Source organism: Pseudomonas sp. NFX224 (assembly GCF_048565165.1).
GTDB lineage: Bacteria > Pseudomonadota > Gammaproteobacteria > Pseudomonadales > Pseudomonadaceae > Aquipseudomonas.
The window spans coordinates 3,714,366-3,736,674 of the sequence record NZ_CP183416.1 but is presented as its reverse complement, the minus strand read 5'-3'; the positions used below and the strand labels follow the sequence as shown (position 1 = coordinate 3,736,674).

At 62.0% G+C, this 22,309-nt stretch carries 24 protein-coding genes; 9 read left to right on the top strand and 15 right to left on the bottom strand.

All coding sequences use genetic code 11. The features are described from left to right. Positions 1–16: 16 nt before the first annotated feature. The 12 genes from ACNYC6_RS16955 to nrdR all read right to left on the bottom strand — a co-directional run bounded on the left by ACNYC6_RS16955 (position 17) and on the right by nrdR (position 8,765). On the bottom strand, positions 17–817 hold the full coding sequence (locus tag ACNYC6_RS16955) for a cobalamin-binding protein (RefSeq protein ID WP_419708372.1): 801 nt from the start codon (positions 815–817) through the stop codon (positions 17–19). Then, complete coding sequence (locus ACNYC6_RS16950) at positions 817–1,236, bottom strand: MFS transporter (RefSeq protein WP_419708371.1); 420 nt, start codon at positions 1,234–1,236, stop codon at positions 817–819. Before ACNYC6_RS16950 ends, ACNYC6_RS16955 begins: the two co-directional genes overlap by 1 nt. Then, positions 1,233–1,850 carry a GTP cyclohydrolase II gene (gene ribA / locus ACNYC6_RS16945; protein ID WP_044465292.1) on the bottom strand — a complete coding sequence of 206 codons (618 nt, stop codon included), beginning with the start codon at positions 1,848–1,850 and terminating at the stop codon, positions 1,233–1,235. The genes ACNYC6_RS16950 and ribA overlap by 4 nt, the downstream gene beginning before the upstream one ends. A 183-nt stretch (positions 1,851–2,033) precedes the next feature. Beyond that, entirely contained in the window at positions 2,034–2,771 is a 738-nt protein-coding gene (locus ACNYC6_RS16940) for a substrate-binding periplasmic protein (RefSeq protein ID WP_419708370.1), read from the bottom strand. Between the two features lie 23 nt (positions 2,772–2,794). Then, a complete protein-coding gene (locus ACNYC6_RS16935; protein ID WP_137804417.1) occupies positions 2,795–3,298 on the bottom strand; it encodes a phosphatidylglycerophosphatase A in 504 nt (167 codons plus the stop codon). After that, positions 3,295–4,260 (bottom strand): thiamine-phosphate kinase, encoded by a 966-nt coding sequence (gene thiL, locus ACNYC6_RS16930; protein ID WP_419708369.1) that lies wholly within the window; start codon positions 4,258–4,260, stop codon positions 3,295–3,297. Before thiL ends, ACNYC6_RS16935 begins: the two co-directional genes overlap by 4 nt. Before the next feature lie 27 nt (positions 4,261–4,287). After that, positions 4,288–4,788 (bottom strand): transcription antitermination factor NusB, encoded by a 501-nt coding sequence (nusB, locus tag ACNYC6_RS16925; RefSeq protein ID WP_008053839.1) that lies wholly within the window; start codon positions 4,786–4,788, stop codon positions 4,288–4,290. Continuing rightward, a complete protein-coding gene (ribE, locus tag ACNYC6_RS16920; RefSeq protein WP_003228649.1) occupies positions 4,785–5,261 on the bottom strand; it encodes a 6,7-dimethyl-8-ribityllumazine synthase in 477 nt (158 codons plus the stop codon). The genes nusB and ribE overlap by 4 nt, the downstream gene beginning before the upstream one ends. Positions 5,262–5,352: 91 nt before the next feature. Further along, positions 5,353–6,444 carry a bifunctional 3,4-dihydroxy-2-butanone-4-phosphate synthase/GTP cyclohydrolase II gene (gene ribBA, locus ACNYC6_RS16915; RefSeq protein WP_419708368.1) on the bottom strand — a complete coding sequence of 364 codons (1,092 nt, stop codon included), beginning with the start codon at positions 6,442–6,444 and terminating at the stop codon, positions 5,353–5,355. Positions 6,445–6,460: 16 nt separating this feature from the next. Next, positions 6,461–7,123, bottom strand: a complete 663-nt coding sequence (locus ACNYC6_RS16910) for a riboflavin synthase (RefSeq protein WP_084319673.1) — start codon at positions 7,121–7,123, stop codon at positions 6,461–6,463. A 47-nt stretch (positions 7,124–7,170) separates the two neighbouring features. Next, positions 7,171–8,304: a bifunctional diaminohydroxyphosphoribosylaminopyrimidine deaminase/5-amino-6-(5-phosphoribosylamino)uracil reductase RibD gene (gene ribD / locus ACNYC6_RS16905; RefSeq protein ID WP_419708367.1), complete on the bottom strand. Its 1,134-nt coding sequence runs from the start codon at positions 8,302–8,304 to the stop codon at positions 7,171–7,173. Further along, on the bottom strand, positions 8,301–8,765 hold the full coding sequence (nrdR, locus tag ACNYC6_RS16900) for a transcriptional regulator NrdR (protein WP_003228656.1): 465 nt from the start codon (positions 8,763–8,765) through the stop codon (positions 8,301–8,303). The genes ribD and nrdR overlap by 4 nt, the downstream gene beginning before the upstream one ends. A gap of 128 nt (positions 8,766–8,893) precedes the next feature. On the opposite strand from nrdR, the gene ACNYC6_RS16895 reads away from it, so the two are divergent. From ACNYC6_RS16895 to trxA, 3 genes are read left to right on the top strand one after another with little or no spacing between them, the layout of a single operon-like run. Next, positions 8,894–9,352, top strand: coding sequence for a YbaY family lipoprotein (locus tag ACNYC6_RS16895; protein ID WP_419708366.1), 459 nt, complete (start codon positions 8,894–8,896; stop codon positions 9,350–9,352). Next, complete coding sequence (locus tag ACNYC6_RS16890; protein ID WP_419708365.1) at positions 9,349–10,005, top strand: class I SAM-dependent methyltransferase; 657 nt, start codon at positions 9,349–9,351, stop codon at positions 10,003–10,005. Before ACNYC6_RS16895 ends, ACNYC6_RS16890 begins: the two co-directional genes overlap by 4 nt. 39 nt (positions 10,006–10,044) lie before the next feature. Further along, complete coding sequence (trxA, locus tag ACNYC6_RS16885; RefSeq protein WP_419708364.1) at positions 10,045–10,917, top strand: thioredoxin; 873 nt, start codon at positions 10,045–10,047, stop codon at positions 10,915–10,917. Positions 10,918–11,003: 86 nt separating this feature from the next. Here the strand turns inward: trxA and ACNYC6_RS16880 are convergent, their stop codons facing one another. Beyond that, positions 11,004–11,345, bottom strand: coding sequence for a hypothetical protein (locus ACNYC6_RS16880; RefSeq protein WP_419708363.1), 342 nt, complete (start codon positions 11,343–11,345; stop codon positions 11,004–11,006). A 136-nt stretch (positions 11,346–11,481) separates the two neighbouring features. Here ACNYC6_RS16880 and ACNYC6_RS16875 point away from each other — a divergent pair, with 136 nt between their 5' ends. The 5 genes from ACNYC6_RS16875 (at position 11,482) to ACNYC6_RS16855 (ending at position 15,564) form a co-directional block, all read left to right on the top strand. After that, positions 11,482–12,066: a DUF2796 domain-containing protein gene (locus ACNYC6_RS16875; protein WP_419708362.1), complete on the top strand. Its 585-nt coding sequence runs from the start codon at positions 11,482–11,484 to the stop codon at positions 12,064–12,066. A gap of 130 nt (positions 12,067–12,196) precedes the next feature. Next, complete coding sequence (locus ACNYC6_RS16870) at positions 12,197–12,907, top strand: ABC transporter ATP-binding protein (protein ID WP_419708361.1); 711 nt, start codon at positions 12,197–12,199, stop codon at positions 12,905–12,907. Position 12,908: 1 nt separating this feature from the next. Next, complete coding sequence (locus ACNYC6_RS16865) at positions 12,909–14,174, top strand: ABC transporter permease (RefSeq protein WP_419708360.1); 1,266 nt, start codon at positions 12,909–12,911, stop codon at positions 14,172–14,174. A gap of 11 nt (positions 14,175–14,185) precedes the next feature. Continuing rightward, entirely contained in the window at positions 14,186–14,704 is a 519-nt protein-coding gene (locus tag ACNYC6_RS16860; RefSeq protein WP_419708359.1) for a DUF3299 domain-containing protein, read from the top strand. Between the two features lie 161 nt (positions 14,705–14,865). After that, positions 14,866–15,564, top strand: a complete 699-nt coding sequence (locus tag ACNYC6_RS16855; protein WP_419708358.1) for an OmpW/AlkL family protein — start codon at positions 14,866–14,868, stop codon at positions 15,562–15,564. 88 nt (positions 15,565–15,652) lie between these two features. On the opposite strand, the gene ACNYC6_RS16850 is transcribed toward ACNYC6_RS16855, so the two are convergent. Together ACNYC6_RS16850 and ACNYC6_RS16845 are read right to left on the bottom strand one after the other, a co-directional pair. Then, the gene (locus tag ACNYC6_RS16850; protein WP_419708357.1) at positions 15,653–16,582 is read right to left on the bottom strand and encodes an NAD-dependent epimerase/dehydratase family protein; all 930 of its coding nucleotides are present in this window, start codon (positions 16,580–16,582) and stop codon (positions 15,653–15,655) included. Continuing rightward, complete coding sequence (locus ACNYC6_RS16845; RefSeq protein ID WP_419708356.1) at positions 16,575–17,459, bottom strand: sugar nucleotide-binding protein; 885 nt, start codon at positions 17,457–17,459, stop codon at positions 16,575–16,577. The genes ACNYC6_RS16850 and ACNYC6_RS16845 overlap by 8 nt, the downstream gene beginning before the upstream one ends. A gap of 319 nt (positions 17,460–17,778) precedes the next feature. Here ACNYC6_RS16845 and ACNYC6_RS16840 point away from each other — a divergent pair, with 319 nt between their 5' ends. Continuing rightward, positions 17,779–22,083 carry an Lhr family helicase gene (locus tag ACNYC6_RS16840; protein WP_419708355.1) on the top strand — a complete coding sequence of 1,435 codons (4,305 nt, stop codon included), beginning with the start codon at positions 17,779–17,781 and terminating at the stop codon, positions 22,081–22,083. The last annotated feature ends 226 nt before the right edge of the window (positions 22,084–22,309 follow it).

Here is a 22,309-nt window from a genome sequence, read left to right as displayed (position 1 = left end):
TGCAGGCGACTCGGCCTCAACGATCGGGCGCAATCAACTGGCAAAGCTTCGCAGTAGCCTCGACCATCTGCCCACTCGGTCGCTCCAGGCCTTTATCCGTCACCAAAAGCAGCTGCGCTCTCACGACCGCAGCCACTTGCGGCCAGGCTTTCCACGCATCGAGCTGGGCCTGATCGCTGGCCAGAATCACCTCGGGATTACGCTGCAGCACCGCTTCCACGCTGACTTGCGGGGCCGGCAGCGTCAGGTCGGCAAATACGTTGCGGGCACCGCAGACGTCTAGCGCATCGCTGATGATCTGCCCTCCGCCAACGGTGTACAGCGGCCGATCCCAGACTTGATAAAACACTCGCAACGGCTCATCCCGTCGATAGCGCTGACGCAGTTCGGCCAGTCGTCGGCGCAAATCAGTGGCCAAAGAGACTCCCCGTTCAGATCGCCCAAGCTGCGCGGCAATCCCCTCGATCTGTGCGGTGAGCTGTTCGAAATGGTGCGGTTCGGCGATGTAGGTCGGGATGTTCAAGCGCTCGAGTTGTTCACGCTGGGCCGGGCCGACGCTGCCGGGCCAGAGCAGCAGCAAATCGGGCTTGAGGCTGAGCAGGCGCTCCATGTCCAACTGACCGTAACGGCCAACGGAAGGCAGGTTATTGAGTTCGGCTGGACGCTCACCAGCATCCAGCACGCCCACCAGAAGATCGGCTGAATCCAGCTCAACGACGATTTCAGACAAGGATGGCGCGAGGCTGACCACTCGTGGGGCGGCCAACAACGGACCGCCGATGACCAGCAGCAGAACCGCCAGCCAGAGTTGGCGCATCAACCGAGTTGACGCGGAATACGGTAGAGGTAGAACAGCACCGTGGTCGACAGTGCCAGCAGCATCAGCGGTACTGCTTCGAGGCCGACGAACACGGCCAGCGCACCGATCCACGCCGGCAGGCCGGCGGCCAGGAATGCCGTGCGGCGCTTGGCTGCCAGACTGATCCAGGCGGCGGGTTCTTCAGGGGTATCGAGGGCTTTCTGGGTGGCGATCAGCGCATGCTTGTAGCCGCCAAAGAATTTCAGGCTGACAAACATCGACGCCACACCCGCGATGAACAACGGCATCGCCAGCACCGGCAACACTGCGTCGCTCTCGCCGAACACACCGTTGATCACGAACAGTGGCAACACGGCCAGTGCAAAGTACTGCCACCAGTTGACGGACAGCCGGCGCCGCACTTGACCGCGGGTCACGCCCGGTCTACCTCGCCCTGATGTTCGTTGCCCATCATGTGGTCGAGTTTGCTGGCCTTGGTCGCCAGGTAGAGTTTGTTGTGCGGGTTGTGGCCGGTGTGCAACGGCACGCGCTCGGCAACCACGATACCCATGTCGGTCAAGGCTTTGACCTTGCGTGGGTTGTTGGTCATCAGGCGCAGGGATTTCACGCCCAAATGCTCCAGCATCGGCAGGCACATGGCGTAGTCACGCTGGTCGGCGGCAAAGCCCAGACGCTCGTTGGCTTCAACGGTGTCGGCACCGCCGTCCTGCAACTCATAGGCGCGGATCTTGTTCAGCAAGCCAATGCCACGGCCTTCCTGACGCAAGTACAGCAACACGCCACGACCTTCACGGGCGATGGCCTGCAAGGCAGCCTCCAGTTGCGAGCCGCAGTCGCAACGCTGGCTGAACAGGGCATCGCCCGTCAGGCATTCGGAGTGCAACCGGCCGAGTACCGGGGCACCGTCGGCGATCTCACCCAGGCTCAGCACAACGTGCTCGCGGCCGGTGGCTTCGTCGAGAAAACCGTGCATGGTGAATTGCGCAAAAGGCGTTGGCAGCTTGGAAGCGGCGACAAAAACGACAGGCACCGGTGTGCTCCTGATCTAAAAGTCTGAAGATTCGCAGAGCCGGCATTGTAACAGCAGCTTCCAGACGGCGCTTAGGCTGAATTATCGGCGATAACCATCAAAAAGTTTGATAACAGGCAGCCCAAAGCCAGCCTGTACTGTCCTGGTAGCCACTGACGAAGCCTGCGGCCACTAAGTCCGACTTCAGTCCGTATCAAACGGGTAAGGCTGTTTCCAGCGTTCGAAGATCGGCTTCAACTCGCCGTTTTTCACCAACACCTCCATGCGCTGGTCGAACAACGCCATCAGCGTGCGGGCCGAGTCGGTCTTGGCGAAACACAGATACAGCGGCAATTCGGCGATATGGGTACGGCGGAACTGCGACGGATCCTTGGCCCGGTTGAGGACGTAATCGACCTCGGTCAGGGCATCGATGTAGAAGTCCGCACGGTTGTAGGTCAGCATCGACACGATGCCGGTGCGCCGGATCACTTCGTCATAGCGGCGCACGTTAGGCAGATAATCCTGGAAGTCGTAACCACGGACCCATGCCAGGCGATAGTTACCCAGGGTTTCCGGCGTCGGCACCGGGCTGCTGGCCAGACCCAAGGCATAGATGTGATCGGTATCGAAATTCCAGCGTGGATACAGCAACTGATCCGACTCGTCACGGTAGGAACCGACACAGGCGTCGACTTCGCCGCGCTCGGCCAGGCCCATCGAGCGCACATAAGGTTCGCTGCGGATATCGAGCTTGACGCCTGCCGGCTCAAAGACCTTGCGCAGCACATCCCAGCCCAGGCCATGACCGTCGGCGGCGGTGTAGTCTTCCCACTCTTCACTGGCCAGGTGAATTACGGACGGCGTCGTCGCAGCCTCACCCGCGTGGGCGAGTGAACAAAACAAGGCGAACACCAGCACCATCAACCCGCGTCGAGCCATCCTTAGTTCTCCCACTCATCCCCTTAGGCGAAAATCCACACCAGTCCCTGCATCGCCAGCCACGCAAACACCCCGGCCAATACGTCATCGAGCATGATCCCGACGCCGCCGTGCACGTGCCGATCGATCCAGCGAATCGGCCACGGCTTGAGAATATCGAAGAAGCGGAACATCAAGAACCCCGCCAGCAACCACTGCCAACCTTCCGGTACCAGCCACAGGGTAATCCACATCCCGACCATTTCGTCCCAGACGATGCCTTCGTGGTCGTGCACGCGTAAATCATCGGCCACCTTGCCGCACAGCCAGAAGCCGAACAGCATGGTGATGCCCAGCATCAGCCAGTAGCCCCAATCGGGCAACATCTGCCACAACGGAATAAAGGGTAGCGCAACTAACGACCCCCAGGTGCCCGGTGCCTTTGGCAAGGTGCCCGAGCCGAAGCCGAACGCCAGGAAATGCCATGGATTGCGCCAGACCGACGGCGGTACGAATTCCGCCGGGACCTGTTTGGGATGATCTGTCACGGTGTCTCCCGAAAATGTTGATAACCCCGGGTTTGCGGGGTGATGTCTTGCCCATCGGTGTCGAGCAGCGTCACGCCCTGCCCGTTCACGACGCGACCGATTACATGGATCGGCCAACCCTCGGCCAGCAACAGCGGCAACTCGACGGACGGTAGAGTGAAGACCAGTACGTAATCGTCGCCGCCGCTCAGGGCCGCCATTTGTGCGTCCGATTGACCGACAAAAGCGACCAAGGCCGGCGACAGCGGCAAGCGGTCCCGCTCGATGTGGATACCGACCTTGGAGGCCAGCGCGATATGCCCGCAATCAGCGAGCAGCCCGTCAGAGATATCCATTGCCGAGGTGGCTTTGCCACGCAATGCTTGACCCAAACCAAGCTGCGGTTGCGGCGACCAGTAATGCGCCAGCAACGGATCGGCGATCGCCGCTTCAGCGCAACGCTGACCGAGCACCAACGGCAATGCGCCAGCGGCATTACCCAACTCACCGCCCACGCACAACAGATCGCCCGCTTGCGCACCGCTGCGGGTCAGCGCCAAACCGCCCGGCACGCGCCCGAATACGGTCACGGTCAGGCTCAGCGGCCCGCGAGTGGTGTCGCCGCCCACCAGCGCGACGCCGCAGCTTTGCGCCATGAGGTTCAAACCACGGGCATAGGCTTGCAGCCAATCGGCGGTCACCGTCGGCAGGGTCAGGGCAAGGGTAAAGGCAATTGGGGTGGCGCCCATGGCAGCCAGATCGCTGACGGCCACGGCCAGCGAGCGCTGACCGAGCAGAAACGGATCGCAGGGGTCGGCGAAATGCACACCGGCCACCAGCGTATCGGTGGAGATCGCCAACTGTTCCCCGGGAGGAACAGCCAGCAAGGCGCAGTCATCGCCGATCCCGAGGGCAACGCCTTCGCCGCCCTGCGCACAAGGCGCGGCGGCGAAAAAATTGCGGATCAGCTCAAACTCGCCCATGGCGCAGACAAGAGGTTCAAGCGCGGATCAGCGCTTGAACGCCTTGACTTCAGCTTCACGCAGACGTGGCGCCAGTTTGTCGAGCACACCGTTGACGAACTTGTGGCCGTCGGTGGAACCGAAGACCTTGGCCAGTTCGATACCTTCGTTGATCACAACGCGGTACGGCACGTCGACGCGCTTGAGCAGTTCCCAGGTCGACAGGCGCAGAACTGCCAGTTCAACCGGGTCCAGCTCTTCGATGGTCAGATCGAGGCAAGGCGTGAGTGCGGTGTCGATTTCGGTCTTGAACTGCGGAACCCCGTGCAGGATCTCGCGGAAGTAGGCGCCATCGACATCGGTGAAATCGTTATCGACCCGGAACTGCGCTTCGATCTCGTTCAGCGACTGCTTGGCCATGTGCCACTGGTACAACGCCTGGGTCGCGAGCTGACGGGCTTCGCGACGCTTGACGCTTTTCGATGGCTTGCCGGCATCCGCAGGCTTTGGATCGCGCGGGTTAAAACGATCGCTTTCGTCGCTAATCACTTGGCCTCCAACTGCGCCAGCAGGCTGACCATTTCCAGAGCGGACAGGGCAGCTTCAGCACCTTTGTTACCGGCCTTGGTGCCGGAACGTTCGATGGCTTGCTCGATGGAATCAACGGTCAGGACGCCGAAAGCGACCGGCACGCCGAACTCCATGGACACCTGGGCCAGGCCCTTGGTGCACTCGCCAGCCACGTATTCGAAGTGCGGAGTGCCGCCACGAATGACCGCGCCCAGGGCGATAATTGCTGCGAACTCGCCTTTCTGAGCGACTTTCTGCGCAACCAGCGGGATTTCGAAGGCGCCAGGTGCGCGGATGATGGTGATGTCGCTTTCGCTCACGCCGTGGCGAACCAGGGCATCAACTGCACCGCTGACCAGGCTTTCAACGACGAAGCTGTTGAAACGGCCCACTACCAGAGCGTAGCGGCCTTTAGGGGCGATGAAGGTACCTTCGATGGTCTTCAGGGTCATTCGTTAGATCTCTTAAAGAGCCGGGACGCGTCTCGTACGCGCCCCTCAGTGATATTTGAACCGCGAATTCATGGCCGGGAACAACCGGTCATTATTCGGAGGGCACATATTCTACAACTTCCAGATCGAAACCGGATATCGCATTAAATTTCATCGGTGCCGACATCAGGCGCATCTTGCGCACACCAAGGTCACGCAGGATCTGCGAACCGGCACCGACAATGCTGTAGGTGGTCGGTTTTTTCACGGCCGCGTGGTCGGCGGTTTCGCGAATATGCGCCAGCAACACGTCGCCATCGAGTGGGTGACCCAGCAGCAACACAACGCCACTGCCAGCCTCGGCAACCGCCGCCATGGCGGCGCGCAGGCTCCAGCGGCCCGGTTGTTTGACCATCAGCAGATCGCGCAGCGGGTCCATGTTGTGCACGCGCACCAGGGTCGGTTCTTCGGCGCAGACATTGCCCAGGGTCAGTGCCATGTGCACGTCGCCTTCCACGGAATCACGATAGGTCACCAGGTTGAATTGGCCCAGTTCGCTGTCCAGCGGCTGCTCGGCAATCCGCTGAACGGTACGTTCGTGGATCATGCGGTAGTGAATCAGGTCGGCGATGGTGCCGATCTTGATGTCGTGTTCAGCGGCGAAAGCTTCCAGTTCGGCGCGACGGGACATGGTGCCGTCGTCGTTCATCACTTCGCAGATCACGCCGCTCGGTTCGAAACCGGCCATGCGCGCCAGGTCGCAGGCGGCTTCGGTGTGGCCGGCGCGAGCCAGGGTGCCGCCGGCCTGGGCCATCAGCGGGAAGATATGGCCCGGGCTGACGATGTCTTCAGCCTTGGCATCACGGGCGGCGGCCGCTTGCACGGTGCGCGCACGGTCGGCGGCGGAGATGCCGGTGGTCACACCGGTGGCCGCTTCGATCGATACAGTGAACTTGGTGCCGAAACCGGAACCGTTGCGCGGCGCCATCAATGGCAGCTTGAGCAGTTCGCAGCGCTCGCGGCTCATCGGCATGCAGATCAGGCCACGGGCGTGCTTGGCCATGAAGTTGATGTGCTCGGGCTTGCAGCACTCGGCGGCCATGATCAGGTCGCCTTCGTTCTCGCGGTCTTCGTCATCCATGAGGATGACCATCTTGCCTTGGCGGATCTCTTCAACCAGTTCTTCGATGCTATTGAGCGCCACAAGGCACCCCCTTGAGTCAGGATTTGAGGTAGCCGTTGGCGGCCAGAAAGCTTTCGGTGATGTTACTGGAAGCAGGCTCTGCGGCCTTGTCGCCGAGCAACAGGCGCTCCAGGTAACGGGCCAGCAAGTCGACTTCCAGGTTCACCCGGCGACCCGGCTGATACGACGCCATGATGGTTTCGCTCAGGGTGTGCGGAATGATGGTCAGCAGGAACTCGGCGCCATCGACCGCGTTCACGGTCAGGCTGGTGCCATCGACGGTGATCGAGCCTTTATGGGCGATGTACTTGGCCAGTTCTTTCGGTGCGCGGATACGGAATTCCACGGCACGCGCATTCTCGGTGCGGGCAACCACTTCGCCCACGCCATCGACATGACCGCTGACCAGGTGCCCGCCGAGGCGAGTGGTCGGGGTCAGGGCTTTTTCCAGATTGACCGGGCTGCCGCTTTTCAGGTCGTTCATGGCGGTGCAGTCGAGGGTTTCGCGACTGACGTCCGCCGCAAAGCCGTTGCCCGGCAATTCAACGGCAGTCAGGCACACGCCGTTGACCGCGATGCTGTCGCCCAGTTTGACGTCGCTCAAGTCGAGCTTGCCGGTTTCGACGTGAACCCGCACATCACCGCCCTTTGGGGTCAGTGCACGGATACTGCCGATGGATTCGATGATGCCGGTGAACATGGGGTTCTCCTCGAGAACAAAGCCAGCGCTGTAGCGGTGGCCGGAAATTATACGCTTGCTGCTGGCAAAGGAATGGCGATGACTCGCCAGTCATCGCCAACCGCACGAATTTCGGTGATTTTGAGCTCCGGCGCATCTTTCATTTGCGCAAGCGGCCAATCCAGCAGCGGCCGCGCCGAGGAACCCAAAAACTTGCCGGCGATGAAAATCTGGAATTCGTCGACCAGTCCGAGCTGGGCGAAAGCACCCGCCAACCGTGGACCTGCCTCAACCAGCACCTCGTTGACGTCACGGTTGGCGAGTTCGACCAGCAACTGGCGCAAATCGACCTGACCATCGTAGCCGGGCACGATCAGGCATTCCGGGCCGGTGGCATATTGTTCTTCCACGGCCACGCAAGTGGCGACCAGCGCCGGGCCAGCCTTGAAGAACGGCGCATCCAGCGGCACCCGCAAGCGACCGTCGACCAACACACGCAGCGGCGGACGGCTCATGGCCATTGCCGCTTGCTCGGCATCCAGACCCAATTCCTCGGCGCGCACGGTCAGCCGGGCGTTGTCCGCCAGTACCGTATCGGCACCGGTCAGCACCACACTGGCCTGAGCGCGCAAACGCTGAACCGCCGAACGCGCCGCCGGGCCGGTGATCCACTGGCTTTCGCCGCTTTCCATCGCCGTGCGGCCGTCCAGGCTCATGGCCAACTTGACCCGCACGAACGGCAAGCCGTGTTCCATGCGCTTCAAGAAGCCCTGGTTGAGCTTGCGCGCCTCGCCTTCCAGCACGCCGCTTTCGGTGACGATACCCGCCTGCTCCAGGCGCTGCAGGCCGCGACCGGCGACTTCCGGGTTCGGGTCCTGCATCGCCGCGACCACCCGCGCCACACCGGCATTGACCAGCGCATCGGCGCAGGGCGGCGTGCGGCCATGGTGGCTGCAGGGTTCGAGGGTGACATAAGCAGTGGCACCGCGAGCCTGATCGCCCGCCGCGCGCAAGGCGTGGACTTCGGCATGCGGTTCACCGGCGCGCTCATGCCAGCCTTCGCCGACAATCTGCCCATCCCGCACGATCACGCAGCCGACCCGCGGATTGGGGTGCGTCGTGTAGTGACCTTTGCGCGCCAATTCCAGGGCGCGGGCCATGAAATGGGCGTCGAGAATGGCCTGTTCGGCGGACGTGGTCATTCTTTCACCGGTTCACGGGCCAGGCGATCGATCTCTTCGCGGAACTCGTTGAGGTCCTGGAAGCGGCGATACACCGAAGCAAAGCGGATGTAGGCGACTTCATCGAGCTTTTGCAACTCGGCCATCACCAGCTCACCGACCACGAGGGATTTGACCTCGCGTTCGCCGGTGGCGCGCAGTTTGTGTTTGATGTGCACCAGCGACGATTCGAGGCGCTCGACGCTCACCGGGCGCTTTTCCAGCGCACGCTGCATGCCGGCGCGGAGTTTTTCTTCGTCGAACGGCTGGCGACTGCCGTCGGTTTTGATCAGGCGCGGCAACACCAGCTCAGCCGTCTCGAACGTCGTGAAGCGCTCGCCGCAGGCCAGGCATTCGCGCCGGCGGCGCACCTGTTCGCCCTCGGCGACCAGACGCGAGTCGATGACCTTGGTGTCGTTGGCACCGCAGAAGGGACAGTGCATGGTGGCAGGCAACAAAAAAAGGGAGGGCCATGGTAGCGCATCCCGGTGGCAAGACAAGCCATAGGGTTTGCGGTATACAGACGAGCATGATCTGTCGATCCATGGATTTCATGTTTACGGAGCTGCCAATGTCGTTACGACCGCTCGTTTTGCTCAGTGTGTTCAGCCTGCTGGTGGCCTGCAGCAGCGATGCACCCCAGCCGCCGACGCCCGGCCCCGCGCCAGAGCAGGCGCAGAAAAAAGCCAGGGAGTCGACCAACCTCGGCCCGCTGCCCGCGTATCAGCGTGAATTGAGCGGCACCCTGCAAGGTGTGCCGGCCGGTGCCGAAGTCGAACTGGCCTTGCTGGTGATCGATGAAAAGGACCGCCCGCAACAACTGCTCGCCAGTTCGAGCCTGATCGGCACCAATCAGGTGTTGCCGTTTCACCTGCGTTTCAACCCGGAGGCTTTCCCGGCCGGCGCCCGCGTTGAACTGCGTGGCCGCGCCAGCCAGTCCGGCCAGTTGATCCTGCATCTGCCGTCGCAACTGATTACCCAGGCAACGACCCAAACGCTGGGCCAGTTGCAATTCGTCAAAGCCCCATGAGTGCACCGCTCGACCTGCAACAGGCCTTGGGGGAACTGCTCGGCGATGCGCGACTGGTTGCTTGCCCATTGCCGGAGACCGATCTGAAGTTGTGGCTGATCGACGGCGACAACATGGCCCGTGCCTTCAGCCCGGAAGAAACCCGGCGCATCCTGCACGAGCCGCCGTACTGGAGTTTCTGCTGGGCCAGCGGTTTGGCCGTGGCCCGTTATCTCGCCGAAAACCGGCATTGGGTCGAAGGCAAACGAGTGCTGGATTTCGGCGCCGGTTCCGGCGTGGCAGGAATTGCTGCCGTGAAGGCCGGGGCGCTGGAGGTGGTGGCCTGCGACCTCGACCCGTTGGCGATTGCCGCCTGTCGGGCGAATGCCGAACTCAATGACGTACAACTCAGTTATTCGACGGACTTTTTCGCCGAGGCTGATCGCTTCGATCTGATCCTGGTGGCCGATGTGCTGTACGACCGGGCAAATCTACCGCTGCTCGATGAGTTTCTCAGCCGCGGCCGGGAAGCGCTGGTGGCGGACTCACGGGTGCGCGATTTCCGTCATCCACTGTACCGGCGCATCGAAATGCTCGAAGCCATGACCCTGCCGGATCTGGCCGAGCCCGAAGAGTTTCGGCATGTGAGCCTCTACCACGCTGCCCGCGCCTGACCGTATAGTTGCCCCATTCACGCTTTTACGAGATACCCCATGAGTCAGCAAACGCCGTACATCTTCGACGCCACGACTGCCGATTTCGAGCAATCTGTGATCGAGAACTCTTTCCACAAACCGGTGCTGGTGGATTTCTGGGCCGAATGGTGCGCACCGTGCAAAGTGCTGATGCCAATGCTGCAGACCATTGCCGAAAGCTATCAGGGCGAGTTGCTGCTGGCCAAGGTCAACTGCGACATCGAGCAGGATATCGTCGCCCGCTTCGGTATTCGCAGCCTGCCGACCGTGGTGCTGTTCAAGGACGGTCAGCCGGTTGATGGATTTGCCGGTGCACAACCGGAATCCGCCGTGCGTGCCTTGCTTGAGCCGCATGTGCAAATGCCGCCACCGGCCGCTGCCGATCCGTTCGAACAGGCTCAGGCATTGTTTGACGACAGCCGCTTTGCCGACGCCGAAGCGCAACTCAAAGTGATCCTGGGCGAAGACAACACCAACGCCAAAGCGCTGATCCTCTATGCGCGTTGCCTCACTGAACGCGGTGAACTGAGCGACGCGCAAGCCGTGCTCGACTCGGTTAAAAGCGATGAGCACAAGGCTGCGTTGGCCGGTGCCAAGGCGCAGATCAAATTCCTCGGGTTGGCGCGGGACCTGCCGGACGCTGCCGATTTGAAAGCGCGACTGGCGAAAGACCCGCAGGACGACGAAGCGGTCTATCAACTGGCGATTCAGCAACTGGCCCGCCAGCAGTACGAGGCGGCGCTGGACGCCCTGCTCAAGTTGTTCACCCGCAACCGCAGCTACAGCGAAGGCCTGCCGCACAAGACCTTGCTACAAGTGTTCGAACTGCTGGGCAATGACCACCCGTTGGTGAGCACGTATCGTCGCAAGTTGTTTGCAGCGCTGTACTGAAAATCAAAAGATCGCAGCCTGCTGCAACTCGTACACAGGAACGCATTTCCATGTAGGAGCTACAGCAGGCTGCGATTTTTTGCCGTTTACACGATCCAGCGGTAAATCGGCGTATCGGCGCCGCTTTCCACCTTCACATCCGGGCTGTGGCGCAGGCGCACCAACAGGCGCTTGCCCGCCGCCGCGCTGCCGGTCAGCCCTTCCAGTTGATCGAGCAGATCAGGTCCGCTCAACTGCCCGGCCTTGCGCAGCAAATCCCTGGCGACCTGCCACAGCGAATCATCCTGGTTCAACGGTTTTGCCGTCGGCGCACTGACTTCGGTTTTCTCAACCTGCAACTGCGCGCCCAGCCTGGCCCAATCGGCGTCATCCATTTCCAGCGTCAAATCCACCGGCCAGTCGCCGATGCTTCCGCGAATTCGCAACATGAGTCTGCTCCCGCACATTTCTTCGCTTGCATGCTCCCATGGGACTTGTGCAACGCCAAGCAGCCAGTCAAACTCTCCGCACTTACGTTATAAGATTACATAACAAATTCTTCATTTAACCATTCGGAGACTCGCCATGCGTCGTCTGCTGCTCGCTTTGCCGTTTGCCTTGTTGCCGCTGGCTGTCGCCCATGCGGCCGACGAACATGACCACGACCATGAGCACGGCAGCCTCGGCGCCCATGAACACGGTGTCGGCCGCTTGAACGCGGCACTGGACGGCCAGACCCTGGCGCTGGAGCTGGAAAGCCCAGCGATGAACCTGGTGGGCTTCGAACACGCCGCTGCCAGCGATGCCGATAAAGCCAAAGTCGCCGCCGCCCGCGTCCAGTTGGAGAAACCGCTGACTCTGTTCAACCTACCGAAAGCCGCCGGTTGCGTGGTCGCGAGTCAGGAACTGGAAAGCCCGTTGTTCGGCGATAAACCGGAAGCCGATGATGATCACGATGAAGACGCCAAGGATGAGCATCACCACGAACACAGTGAAATCCACGCTCATTACCAATTCACCTGCGCCACGCCGGGCGCGCTGAATACTTTGGATCTGGCGAACATATTCAACACCTTCCCGGCCACCCAGAAAATTCAGCTACAACTGATCGGCCCTAGCGGGCAGCAAGGGGTTGAAGTCACGGCCAAGGCTGCCAGCCTGAAATTCTGAATTCACTGAAGCCCCCTTGTAGGAGCGAGCCTGCTCGCGATGGTGTATCAGTCGACATCAAAGTGTCTGACACTCCTTCGCGAGCAGGCTCGCTCCTACAGGAGTTCGCCAACAACCTGACCGGTTTTACATGACCCAAGCACTCATCGAACTGTCCGACCTGGGCTTCAGCTGGCCCGGTCACCCTCCGCTGCTGGACATCCCGGCGTTTCGCCTGGAACCGGGAGAAACCCTATTCCTCAAAGGCCCTAGCGGCAGTGGCAAGACCACCCTGCTCGGCTTGCTCGGCGGCGTGCAGAAACCTGATCGCGGCAGCATCCGCCTGCTCGGCCAGGAGCTGACCGAACTCTCGGCCGGCGCCCGCGATCACTTTCGCGTCGACCATACCGGCTACATCTTCCAGCAGTTCAACCTGCTGCCGTTTCTGTCGGTGCGCGAGAACGTCGAACTGCCCTGTCACTTCTCGACACTGCGCGCCGCACGGGCAAAACAGCACCACGGCAGCGTCGACAAAGCCGCCGCCACCTTGCTCGCCCACTTGGGTTTGAAGGATGAAAACATGCTCGGTCGCCGTGCCGACTCGCTGTCCATCGGCCAGCAACAACGAGTGGCCGCTGCACGTGCGCTGATTGGTCAGCCGGAGCTGGTGATCGCTGACGAGCCAACATCGGCCCTCGATTACGACGCCCGGGAAAACTTCATTCGCCTGCTGTTCACCGAGTGCCGCGAAGCCGGGGCGAGCCTGTTGTTCGTCAGCCATGACCAGAGCCTGGCGCCGCTGTTCGATCGCAATCTGTCGCTGGCCGAACTCAATCGCGCCGCCACCCCGTCCGAGGTCTGAGATGTATTTGTTTCGTCTAGCCATGGCCAGCCTGGCTAACCGCCGCTTCACCGCGATCCTCACCGCGTTCGCCATCGCCCTGTCGGTGTGCCTGCTGCTGGCCGTGGAGCGCGTGCGCACCGAAGCCAAAGCCAGTTTCGCCAGCACCATCAGCGGCACCGACTTGATCGTCGGCGCACGCTCCGGCTCGGTAAACCTGTTGCTGTACTCGGTGTTCCGCATCGGCAACGCCACCAACAACATCCGCTGGGACAGCTTCGAACACTTCGCCAGCAACCCGAAAGTGAAATGGGCGATCCCGATTTCTCTGGGCGACTCCCATCGCGGCTATCGGGTGATGGGCACCACCGTGGCCTACTTCGAGCATTACCAGTACGGTCGTCAGCAACACCTGGAACTGGCCGATGGTCGCGCCTTCGCCACCGATCCGTTCGAAGTGGTACTTGGGGCTGAAGTCGCGGATGCGTTGAAGTACAAACTCGGCGACAAACTGGTGCTCGCCCACGGCGTGGCGGCGATCAGCCTGGTCAAGCACGACGACAAGCCATTCACCGTGGTCGGCATTCTCAAGCGCACCGGCACGCCTGTGGACCGCACGCTGCACATCAGCCTCGGCGGCATGGAAGCGATTCACATCGATTGGCACAACGGTGTACCGGCCCGGGGCAATGGGCGGATCAGCGCCGATCAGGCGCGCAACATGGACCTGACGCCGCAAGCGATCACTGCGTTCATGCTCGGCCTCAACAGCAAGATTTCAACGTTTGCCCTGCAACGCGAAATCAACGAATTCCGTGGCGAACCGATGCTGGCGATCCTCCCTGGCGTGGCGCTGCAAGAGTTGTGGAGTTTGATGAGCACCGCAGAAAAAGCCTTGTTCGTGGTCTCGCTGTTTGTGGTGCTGACCGGTTTGATCGGCATGCTCACGGCGATTCTCACCAGCCTCAATGAACGCCGCCGCGAGATGGCGATTTTGCGCTCGGTTGGCGCACGTCCGTGGCATGTCGCGACGTTGCTGGTGCTGGAGGCGTTTGCCTTGGCGCTGGCCGGCGTGGTTGCCGGCGTAGCGCTGCTTTACGTGGGCATCGCCGCAGCCCAGGGTTACGTACAAGCCAATTACGGCCTGTTCCTGCCGCTGGCCTGGCCCAGCGAATATGAATGGACGCTGCTCGGTGGCATCCTGATCGCCGCGCTGCTGATGGGCAGCGTGCCGGCCTGGCGCGCCTATCGCCAATCCTTGGCCGATGGCCTGTCGATCCGTTTATGAGGAGCTTGAAAATGCCCCGCGCTGTTTTTGCGCTGTTGATGCTGGTCGCCCTGCCGCTGTGGGCGGCCGAGCCGAAAGAGCTGACCTGGTCGGAAATGATCCCGCCCGATGCCGCACCGGAAGTGCCGAACATGACGCCGCTGCATGACTTGTCGAAGATGGGCGATGCGCTGTCCGCCGAATCGGCGCCGGCAGCCAGGCAAGACATGCCCAACGCGCCGGTGGTCAAGGCCCTCGACGGCCAGAACATTCGCTTGCCGGGCTACATCGTACCGCTGGAAGTGAGTGAAGAAGGTCGCACCACGGACTTTCTACTGGTGCCGTATTTCGGCGCCTGCATCCATGTGCCACCACCGCCGTCGAACCAGATCGTGCATGTCAAAAGCGAAGTCGGCGTGAAGCTCGACGAGTTGTATCAGCCGTACTGGATCGAAGGTGCGATGCAAGTCAAAGCGTCGACCAGCGAGTTGGCGGATGCCGGGTACCAGATGGAGGCGGAGAAGATTTATCTGTACGAATTGCCCGAGTGAACATTTTACAGAGGGATGACCGCTAGCCTGCAAGCGATGAGGCATTCAGAAACGCCATAAACACCACCTCATTCCACTTTCATTGAGCTGCGTCAAAAGAGCAAATAGTTAGCCGGCTTACCATTGGACATCGAAAATTTTTAACGTCCTTTGGAGCCCCCATGAACAAGTCATTGCTCGGTGCCTCGCTGGTAGCGCTCGCGCTCGCAGCCCCGCTCGCCCACGCCCACGAGGCCGGTGACATCATCCTTCGTGCCGGCGCGATCACCGTCAACCCGAAAGCCGACAGCTCCACCGTCAAGGTCGATCAAGGCCCGCTGAGCGGCGCCGATCTGGGTGGCAAGGCGACCATGAGCAGCGACACACAGCTGGGCCTCAACTTCGCCTACATGCTCACCAACAACTGGGGTATCGAACTGCTCGCGGCCACGCCGTTCGAGCATGACGTGAAACTCAAGGGCACTGCCCTGAGCGCGGCCAACGGCAAACTCGGTTCCCTGAAACACCTGCCGCCAACCCTGAGCGTCGTGTATTACCCGCTGGACGCGAAGTCTGACTTCCAACCGTACGTGGGCGCCGGTATCAACTACACCTGGATCTACGATGAACACGTCGGCAGCGAAGCCAGCGCCAACGGTTTCAGCAACTTCAAGGCGAAGAACTCCTGGGGCATGGCCTGGCAGGTCGGCGCCGACTACATGCTGACTGATCGCGTGATGATCAACGCCCAGGTGCGTTACATCGACATCGACACCCGCGCCACTGTTGAAAACAATGCCGTGGCACCCGGCACTCGGGCACGGGTGAACGTGGACGTCGATCCGTTCATCTACATGGTTGGCTTGGGTTACAAGTTCTGAGGATTCACGTGGTGGTGAATGGATCGTTCCCAGGCTCTGCGAGGGAACGATCAGCAACAAAAAAGGCGCCTGCGACAGGCGCCTTTTTCTATCGTCCCAGCAATCGCGCCAGGCCAACGCTCATCGGCGTCTGCGCGGGCGCTGTGAAGCGTTCCAGCAATCGCCGGTTGTTGGCCCGTGAATGACGAATGTCACCGGAGCGCGCCGGGCCGTAACTCACGGGTGGCAACTCACCGACTACTTCCTCAAGCGCCGCCAGTAATTGCTTGAGACTGGTCGCCTGATTCCAGCCGACGTTGACCGCGCCGACATCAACCTGCGGTTTATCGAAGGCTTGCACCAGCAACTCGACCAGATCCTCGACGTAGAGAAAATCCCGCGTCTGCTCACCGTCACCAAACACGGTGATCGGCAGGCCTTTTTGCGCGCGCTCGCTGAAAATACTGATCACGCCGGAGTACGGCGAGGACGGATCCTGACGCGGGCCGAAGATGTTGAAGAAGCGGAAAATCACCGGTTCCAGCCCATGCTCGCGCCGGTAGAAATCGAAGTAATGCTCGCTCGACAACTTGTCCGATGCGTAGGGCGTCAACGGTGCCTTGGGTGTGTCTTCATCGATCGACTCGCCTTCGCCGTTGTTGCCATACACCGCGGCACTGGAAGCAAACAGCACTCGCTTCACGCCGGCCTGACGCATGGCTTCGCAGACATTCAGCGTGCCGATGAAGTTGCTCTGGTGCGTCTTCACCGGATCATCCACCGAAGCCTGCACCGAGGCGACTGCCGCCAGGTGCGCCACGGCGCTGCAACCGGCCATGGCCCGTGCCACCAGCGCGGCATCGGCGACGTCGCCGACAATCAGCTCAACCTTGGGATTATCCAGCGGCAGGTTGTTGCGCTTGCCGGTGGACAGATCATCGAGAATCCGTACCGAATGGCCTTTGGCGAGCAAGGCGTCAGTCAGGTGCGAGCCAATGAAACCGGCGCCGCCGGTGATCAGAACGGGGCCGTCAGCCATGGCGATAGAACCTGTCCAGTAAAGCCGGGAGCGCAGCACGCCAGGCGCGTGGCTTGATCCCGAAGGTGTGAAGGATTTTCTTGCAGGCCAGCACCGCGTGTTGCGGCTCTTCGGCGGCGTCCGGTCGCGCGGCGTGAGCCTGGGCGGTCGGCGCTTCGATGGCCAGCGGATGCAGGGCCCGCGCTTCGGTGAGGATCGCCTGCCCCAGCGCCAGCGGCGTGGTCGCCTCATGCCCGGCGTAGTGGTAGGTGCCCCACAGCGGCGCCGCGCAATCGAGTTGCTTGAGCACCGAGATAATCACCCGGGCGGCGTCGTCCACCGGCGTCGGATTGCCCCGGCGATCGTCGGCCATCAGCAGTTCTTCAGGCTCCTCAGCCCGACCGAGGAAACGCCCGAGGGTGCCGTCGGGGCTGTCGTCGAGCAGCCAGCCGAAGCGCAGCAGTACGTGCTGCGGGCAAGTGGCGCGCACGCTCTGCTCGATCCGCCACAAGGCCTGACCGCGCTGGCCCAGAGGCACCGGCTCGTCTTTTTCGCTGTAGGCGGTGGCGCGGGAGCCGTCGAACACACGGTAACTCGAAGGCTGCAACAGAACGATGTTGTGGTGCTGGCACAGTTCGGCCAGACGCTCGACCGCGCGTTCCTGCCCGGCCAGACGCTGTTCGCTGACCGCTTCGGCCTGGAACCAGTCGAAGTAGTAGGCGAGGTTGATCAACGCGTCCGGACGGGTGTCGTCGAGCAGTTGCGTCAGGCTCGCGGCATCCCAGCCGTCTTGCGGCGGGCGGGGGGCGAGGAAACCGATGTCTTCCTCCGCACCGAGGCGAATCAGCGCCTGCCCAAGGGCATTTCCGCCGCCCAGTAACATAAGGCGCATTCGCATAGAGTCAGCAGGCCCAGTCTGATTGGAACGATGGCTTTATCGACATCACCCGCAGGCGATACCGTTGATAGTTGCCGGAATCGTTGCATTTTGCGGGTTTAGTGCGCAACCGTCACTTATAAACTACACCCTGCCCCTGTAGCAGCTGCCGAAGGCGGCGTTCGAGCACGAAGCGGTCGCCCTCCGGCCCGACCGGTGCTGCAGATGAGTCGCGTACTCTGATTTTACGCCTGCTGCGCAGACGAACGCAGCCTTCGGCACCTGCTACATGTCGGTGTATGGCTTGCAAACGGGCTGTTCTGGCCGCATAAATCACTGCATGAACCTGCCCATCCCCGCAGACAGTGCGCTGGACGGCTTCCACCCCGCCGTCAGCGCCTGGTTCAGCCACACCTTCCCCGCGGTCACCGCCGCCCAGGCCCGGGCGTGGCCGTTGATCCGCCTGCGCCGGTCGACGCTGGTCGCTGCGCCCACAGGTTCCGGCAAGACCCTCACCGCATTCCTCGCGGTGATCGACGACTTGGTGCACCGGGGCCTCGACAGCGCCGACGGACTGCCGAACGAAACCCTGGTGGTCTACGTCTCGCCGCTCAAGGCGCTGTCCAACGACATCCGCATCAACCTGCAAACCCCGCTCGCCGGCATCACCGAACAGTTGCGCGTGATGGGCCTGCCCGAATTGCAGATCACCACGGCGGTGCGCACTGGCGATACACCACAAAAAGACCGCTCGGCGATGCGCAAGGTTGCGCCGCACATTCTGGTCACCACTCCGGAATCACTCTACGTGCTGCTCGGCTCCGACTCCGGCCGACAAATGCTCGGCACCACGCGCACGGTGATCGTCGACGAAATCCACGCCATCGCCGCCAGCAAACGCGGCAGTCACCTGGCCCTGAGCCTCGAACGCTTGCAGGCGTTGTGCACCGAGCCGCTGGTGCGTATCGGCCTGTCGGCCACGCAGAAACCCATCGAAGCGGTCTCGCGTTTTCTGGTGGGCCGCGACCGCTCCTGTGACATCGTCGACATCGGCCATGCCCGCCCCCGCGACCTGGGTATCGAAGTGCCGCCCGTGCCGCTCTCGGCGGTAATGGCCAACGATGTCTGGGAGCGGGTCTACGACCGCCTCGCCGCCCTCGCCCGCGAACATCGCACCACGCTGATTTTCGTCAACACCCGCCGTCTTGCCGAACGCTTGAGCCGACACTTGAGCGAACGCCTCGGTAAAGACGCGGTAGCCGCGCACCACGGCAGCCTGGCCAAGGAATTTCGCCTCGACGCCGAGCAGCGGCTCAAGCGCGGCGACTTGCAAGTGTTGATCGCCACAGCCTCGCTGGAACTGGGCATCGACATTGGCGATGTCGACCTGGTGTGCCAGATCGCCTCGCCGCGTTCGATTTCCGGGTTCCTGCAGCGGGTCGGCCGCTCCGGACACCAGGTCGGCGGCACACCCAAGGGACGCTTGTTCGCCACCACTCGCGATGACCTGATCGAATGCGCCGCCCTGCTCGACTGCGTACGGCGCGGTGAACTCGACACTTTGTTGATCCCCGTGGCACCGCTGGACGTTCTGGCGCAGCAAATCATCGCCGAAGTCAGCTGCCAGGAATGGCAGGAGCAAGCGTTGCTGGACATGCTGCGCCGCGCCTCGTCCTACGCCGAACTCGACGAAAAGCACTATCAAGCGTTGCTGCAGATGCTCGCCGAAGGCTACAACGGGCGCCAGGGCATCCGCAGCGCCTACCTGCACCGCGACGCCGTGACCCGCAGCCTGCGCGGGCGCCGTGGCGCGAAACTGACGGCGGTGACCAGCGGCGGGACCATTCCGGACAACGCCGACTACAGCGTTTTGCTGGAACCTCAGGCACTGAACATCGGCAGCGTCAACGAAGACTTTGCAGTGGAAAGCATCGCCGGGGATGTCTTCCAGTTGGGCAACACGTCCTATCGAATCCTGCGGGTGGAAACCGGCAAGGTGCGAGTCGAAGATGCCCAGGGCCAACCGCCGACGATTCCGTTCTGGCTCGGCGAAGCACCGGGGCGCAGTGCCGAATTGTCGTTGGCCGTGGCCCGCCTGCAAGCGCATCTCGATGAGTTGCTGGGCGCTGCGCCGGGCAACTTGCAGCCGAGCCTCGACTGGCTGACCGAAACCCTTGGCCTGAACCTCGCCAGCGCCGAGCAACTGGTGGAATACCTCGCTCCTGCGCGCCAGACCCTCGGCGCCCTGCCGTCACAGGATACGCTGCTGATGGAGCGGTTTTTCGACGAGTCCGGCGGCACACAACTGATCATCCATAGCCCGTTCGGCAGCCGCATCAATCGCGCTTGGGGCCTGGCCCTGCGCAAGCGTTTCTGCCGCACCTTCAACTTCGAATTGCAGGCCGCCGCCAGCGAAGACGCCATCGTACTTTCACTGTCCACCAGCCACAGCTTTGAGCTCGATGATGTCTGGCGCTATCTGCACAGCAACAGTGCCGAGCACACGCTGATCCAGGCGGTGCTCGATGCGCCATTGTTCGGCGTGCGCTGGCGCTGGAATGCCGGGGTGGCCCTGGCGCTGCCGCGCTACAGCGGCGGGCGCAAAGTGCCGCCGCAGATCCAGCGGATGAAAAGTGAAGACCTGATCGCCAGTGTGTTTCCCGATCAGATCGCCTGCGTGGAAAACCTCGTCGGCGAACGGGAAATCCCTGACCATCCGCTGGTTGAACAAACCCTCGACGATTGCCTGCACGAAGCCATGGACACCGAAGGCTGGCTGGCGTTGTTACGGCGCATGGAGCGCGGTGAGATGCGTCTGATCAGCCGCGACTTGCCGGCGCCCTCACCGCTGGCCGCCGAAATTCTCAGTGCCCGTCCCTACACCTTTCTCGACGATGCGCCGCTGGAGGAACGCCGCACGCAAGCGGTGCTCAATCGACGCTGGAGCGATCCGCAATCCACTGACGACCTCGGCGCGCTAGACGCCGAGGCGATTGCCGCCGTGCGCGAAGAAGCCTGGCCAACGCCCGGCAATGTCGATGAAATGCACGAGGCGCTGATGAGCTTGGCGTGCGTCACCGACACCGAAGCCCGAGGTAATCCGGACTGGGTCGACTGGCTGAATGCCTTGGCTGACAGCGGCCGCGCCTGCCTGATCGATCATTCCCTGTGGCTGGCACGGGAACGGCTGAGCTGCCTGTTGGCGATTTATCCACAGGCCGCTTTGTGGCCGAAACTGGAAGCACTGCCGGGTTTTGACGAACCTTGGGATGGGGACGACGCCGTGCTGGAAGTGATCCGTGCACGGCTCAGCGCTTTTGGTCCATTGCCGTTGCAGGCGATTGCCGAACCGCTCGGATTACCGCCGACTCAAATCACCCAAGCCTTGGCGCAATTGGAGCGCGAAGGCTACGTGCTGCGCGGCCGGTTCACCCCGGGCTGCGCCGAAGAAGAATGGTGCGAGCGGCATCTGCTCGCGCGGATTCACCGCTACACGGTCAAGAGATTGCGACGGGAAATCGAGCCGGTGGCGTTGCAGGATTTCATGCGGTTTTTGTTCGACTGGCAACATCTGTCCAGCGCCACCCAAGGTCAGGGTAACGCGGTGTTGCCGGCGATCATCGCTCAATTCGAAGGCTACCCCGCCGCCGCGTCAGCCTGGGACAGTGACATTCTCCCGGCGCGCATCAAGGACTATTCGGCAACCTGGCTCGATGAGTTGTGCCGCAGCGGCAAACTGGTCTGGACCCGGCTCACCGCGCACAACAAAAGCGCCAGCACGGCCCTGCGCAGCACGCCGGTCGTGTTGTTGCCGCGCAATCGAGTTGCACTCTGGAGCGAATTGACCGAGCAGACGCCGGTCAGCGAACTGTCGCCGAAAACGCAAAAGGTCCACGCCGCCCTGAGCCAGCACGGCGCGTTGTTTTTTGATGAGCTGATTCACGAAGCCCATCTGCTGCGCTCGGAACTGGAAATCGCCTTGCAGGAACTGGTGGGCGCCGGGCTGGTGAACGCTGACAGCTTCGCCGGCCTGCGGGCGTTGATTACCCCGGCCAGCAAACGCCAGAACCGCAGCAGTCGTCGTGGGCGCGGGGCGTTTGTCGGCGGTATGGATGACGCCGGGCGTTGGGCGCTACTCAGGCGTGGTCCCGTCGCGCCGGTTGTGGATAACGCGCGTCCGGCACCGACACCCACCGACACCCTGGAACACATCGCCATGTCCTTGTTGCGCCGCTACGGCGTGGTGTTCTGGCGAATGCTGGAGCGTGAGGCGGATTGGCTGCCGAGTTGGCGCGAATTGTTGCGCACTTTCCATCGTCTGGAAGCACGTGGTGAGATTCGTGGCGGGCGGTTTGTCAGCGGGTTGGCGGGTGAGCAATTTGCGTTGCCTGAGGCAATTCCGCTGCTGCGCGAAGTTCGGCGCCGGCCACATGACGGCAGTTTGATTGCGGTGTGCGGAGTTGATCCGTTGAACCTGGCGGGCACCCTTTTGCCCGGTGCGAAAGTGCCAGCGTTGGCGAGCAACCGGCTGGTGTTTCGGGATGGGTTGCCGGTGGCTGCCGAGATGGCGGGCAAGCCGGTTTTTTGGTCGGAGTTGGATCAGCAGGCCAGTGTGGAAGTGCGCAATAAACTGATCCGGCATTGATGCTCGCGAGCAAACCTATTGAGGCCGCGACCGCTCCGGCATTAACACCGCCGAATGCTCCGGTTCCATTCTGAGGCGGCTCCGAATGCCGCGGCATCAAAACCTGTTGTGGATAAGTCTGCGCGAAATGCACCCACGGGCTGTGACCCACATCTGCCCGGCAATCTTTGCGTTCAAGACAAATATCAAATGCTCATCCCGGTATTTTTCCGCACAACCCAAACCC

What these genes read in the sequence shown, in the direction of transcription:
- ACNYC6_RS16955 (WP_419708372.1), bottom strand. Translation starts at nt 817, where the DNA reads ATGCGCCAACTCTGGCTGGCGGTTCTGCTGCTGGTCATCGGCGGTCCG.
- ACNYC6_RS16940 (WP_419708370.1), bottom strand. Translation starts at nt 2,771, where the DNA reads ATGGCTCGACGCGGGTTGATGGTGCTGGTGTTCGCCTTGTTTTGTTCA.
- thiL (WP_419708369.1), bottom strand. Translation starts at nt 4,260, where the DNA reads ATGGGCGAGTTTGAGCTGATCCGCAATTTTTTCGCCGCCGCGCCTTGT.
- ribE (WP_003228649.1), bottom strand. Translation starts at nt 5,261, where the DNA reads ATGACCCTGAAGACCATCGAAGGTACCTTCATCGCCCCTAAAGGCCGC.
- ACNYC6_RS16910 (WP_084319673.1), bottom strand. Translation starts at nt 7,123, where the DNA reads ATGTTCACCGGCATCATCGAATCCATCGGCAGTATCCGTGCACTGACC.
- ribD (WP_419708367.1), bottom strand. Translation starts at nt 8,304, where the DNA reads ATGACCACGTCCGCCGAACAGGCCATTCTCGACGCCCATTTCATGGCC.
- nrdR (WP_003228656.1), bottom strand. Translation starts at nt 8,765, where the DNA reads ATGCACTGTCCCTTCTGCGGTGCCAACGACACCAAGGTCATCGACTCG.
- ACNYC6_RS16895 (WP_419708366.1), top strand. Translation starts at nt 8,894, where the DNA reads ATGTCGTTACGACCGCTCGTTTTGCTCAGTGTGTTCAGCCTGCTGGTG.
- ACNYC6_RS16890 (WP_419708365.1), top strand. Translation starts at nt 9,349, where the DNA reads ATGAGTGCACCGCTCGACCTGCAACAGGCCTTGGGGGAACTGCTCGGC.
- trxA (WP_419708364.1), top strand. Translation starts at nt 10,045, where the DNA reads ATGAGTCAGCAAACGCCGTACATCTTCGACGCCACGACTGCCGATTTC.
- ACNYC6_RS16880 (WP_419708363.1), bottom strand. Translation starts at nt 11,345, where the DNA reads ATGTTGCGAATTCGCGGAAGCATCGGCGACTGGCCGGTGGATTTGACG.
- ACNYC6_RS16875 (WP_419708362.1), top strand. Translation starts at nt 11,482, where the DNA reads ATGCGTCGTCTGCTGCTCGCTTTGCCGTTTGCCTTGTTGCCGCTGGCT.
- ACNYC6_RS16870 (WP_419708361.1), top strand. Translation starts at nt 12,197, where the DNA reads ATGACCCAAGCACTCATCGAACTGTCCGACCTGGGCTTCAGCTGGCCC.
- ACNYC6_RS16865 (WP_419708360.1), top strand. Translation starts at nt 12,909, where the DNA reads ATGTATTTGTTTCGTCTAGCCATGGCCAGCCTGGCTAACCGCCGCTTC.
- ACNYC6_RS16860 (WP_419708359.1), top strand. Translation starts at nt 14,186, where the DNA reads ATGCCCCGCGCTGTTTTTGCGCTGTTGATGCTGGTCGCCCTGCCGCTG.
- ACNYC6_RS16855 (WP_419708358.1), top strand. Translation starts at nt 14,866, where the DNA reads ATGAACAAGTCATTGCTCGGTGCCTCGCTGGTAGCGCTCGCGCTCGCA.
- ACNYC6_RS16850 (WP_419708357.1), bottom strand. Translation starts at nt 16,582, where the DNA reads ATGGCTGACGGCCCCGTTCTGATCACCGGCGGCGCCGGTTTCATTGGC.
- ACNYC6_RS16845 (WP_419708356.1), bottom strand. Translation starts at nt 17,459, where the DNA reads ATGCGAATGCGCCTTATGTTACTGGGCGGCGGAAATGCCCTTGGGCAG.
- ACNYC6_RS16840 (WP_419708355.1), top strand. Translation starts at nt 17,779, where the DNA reads ATGAACCTGCCCATCCCCGCAGACAGTGCGCTGGACGGCTTCCACCCC.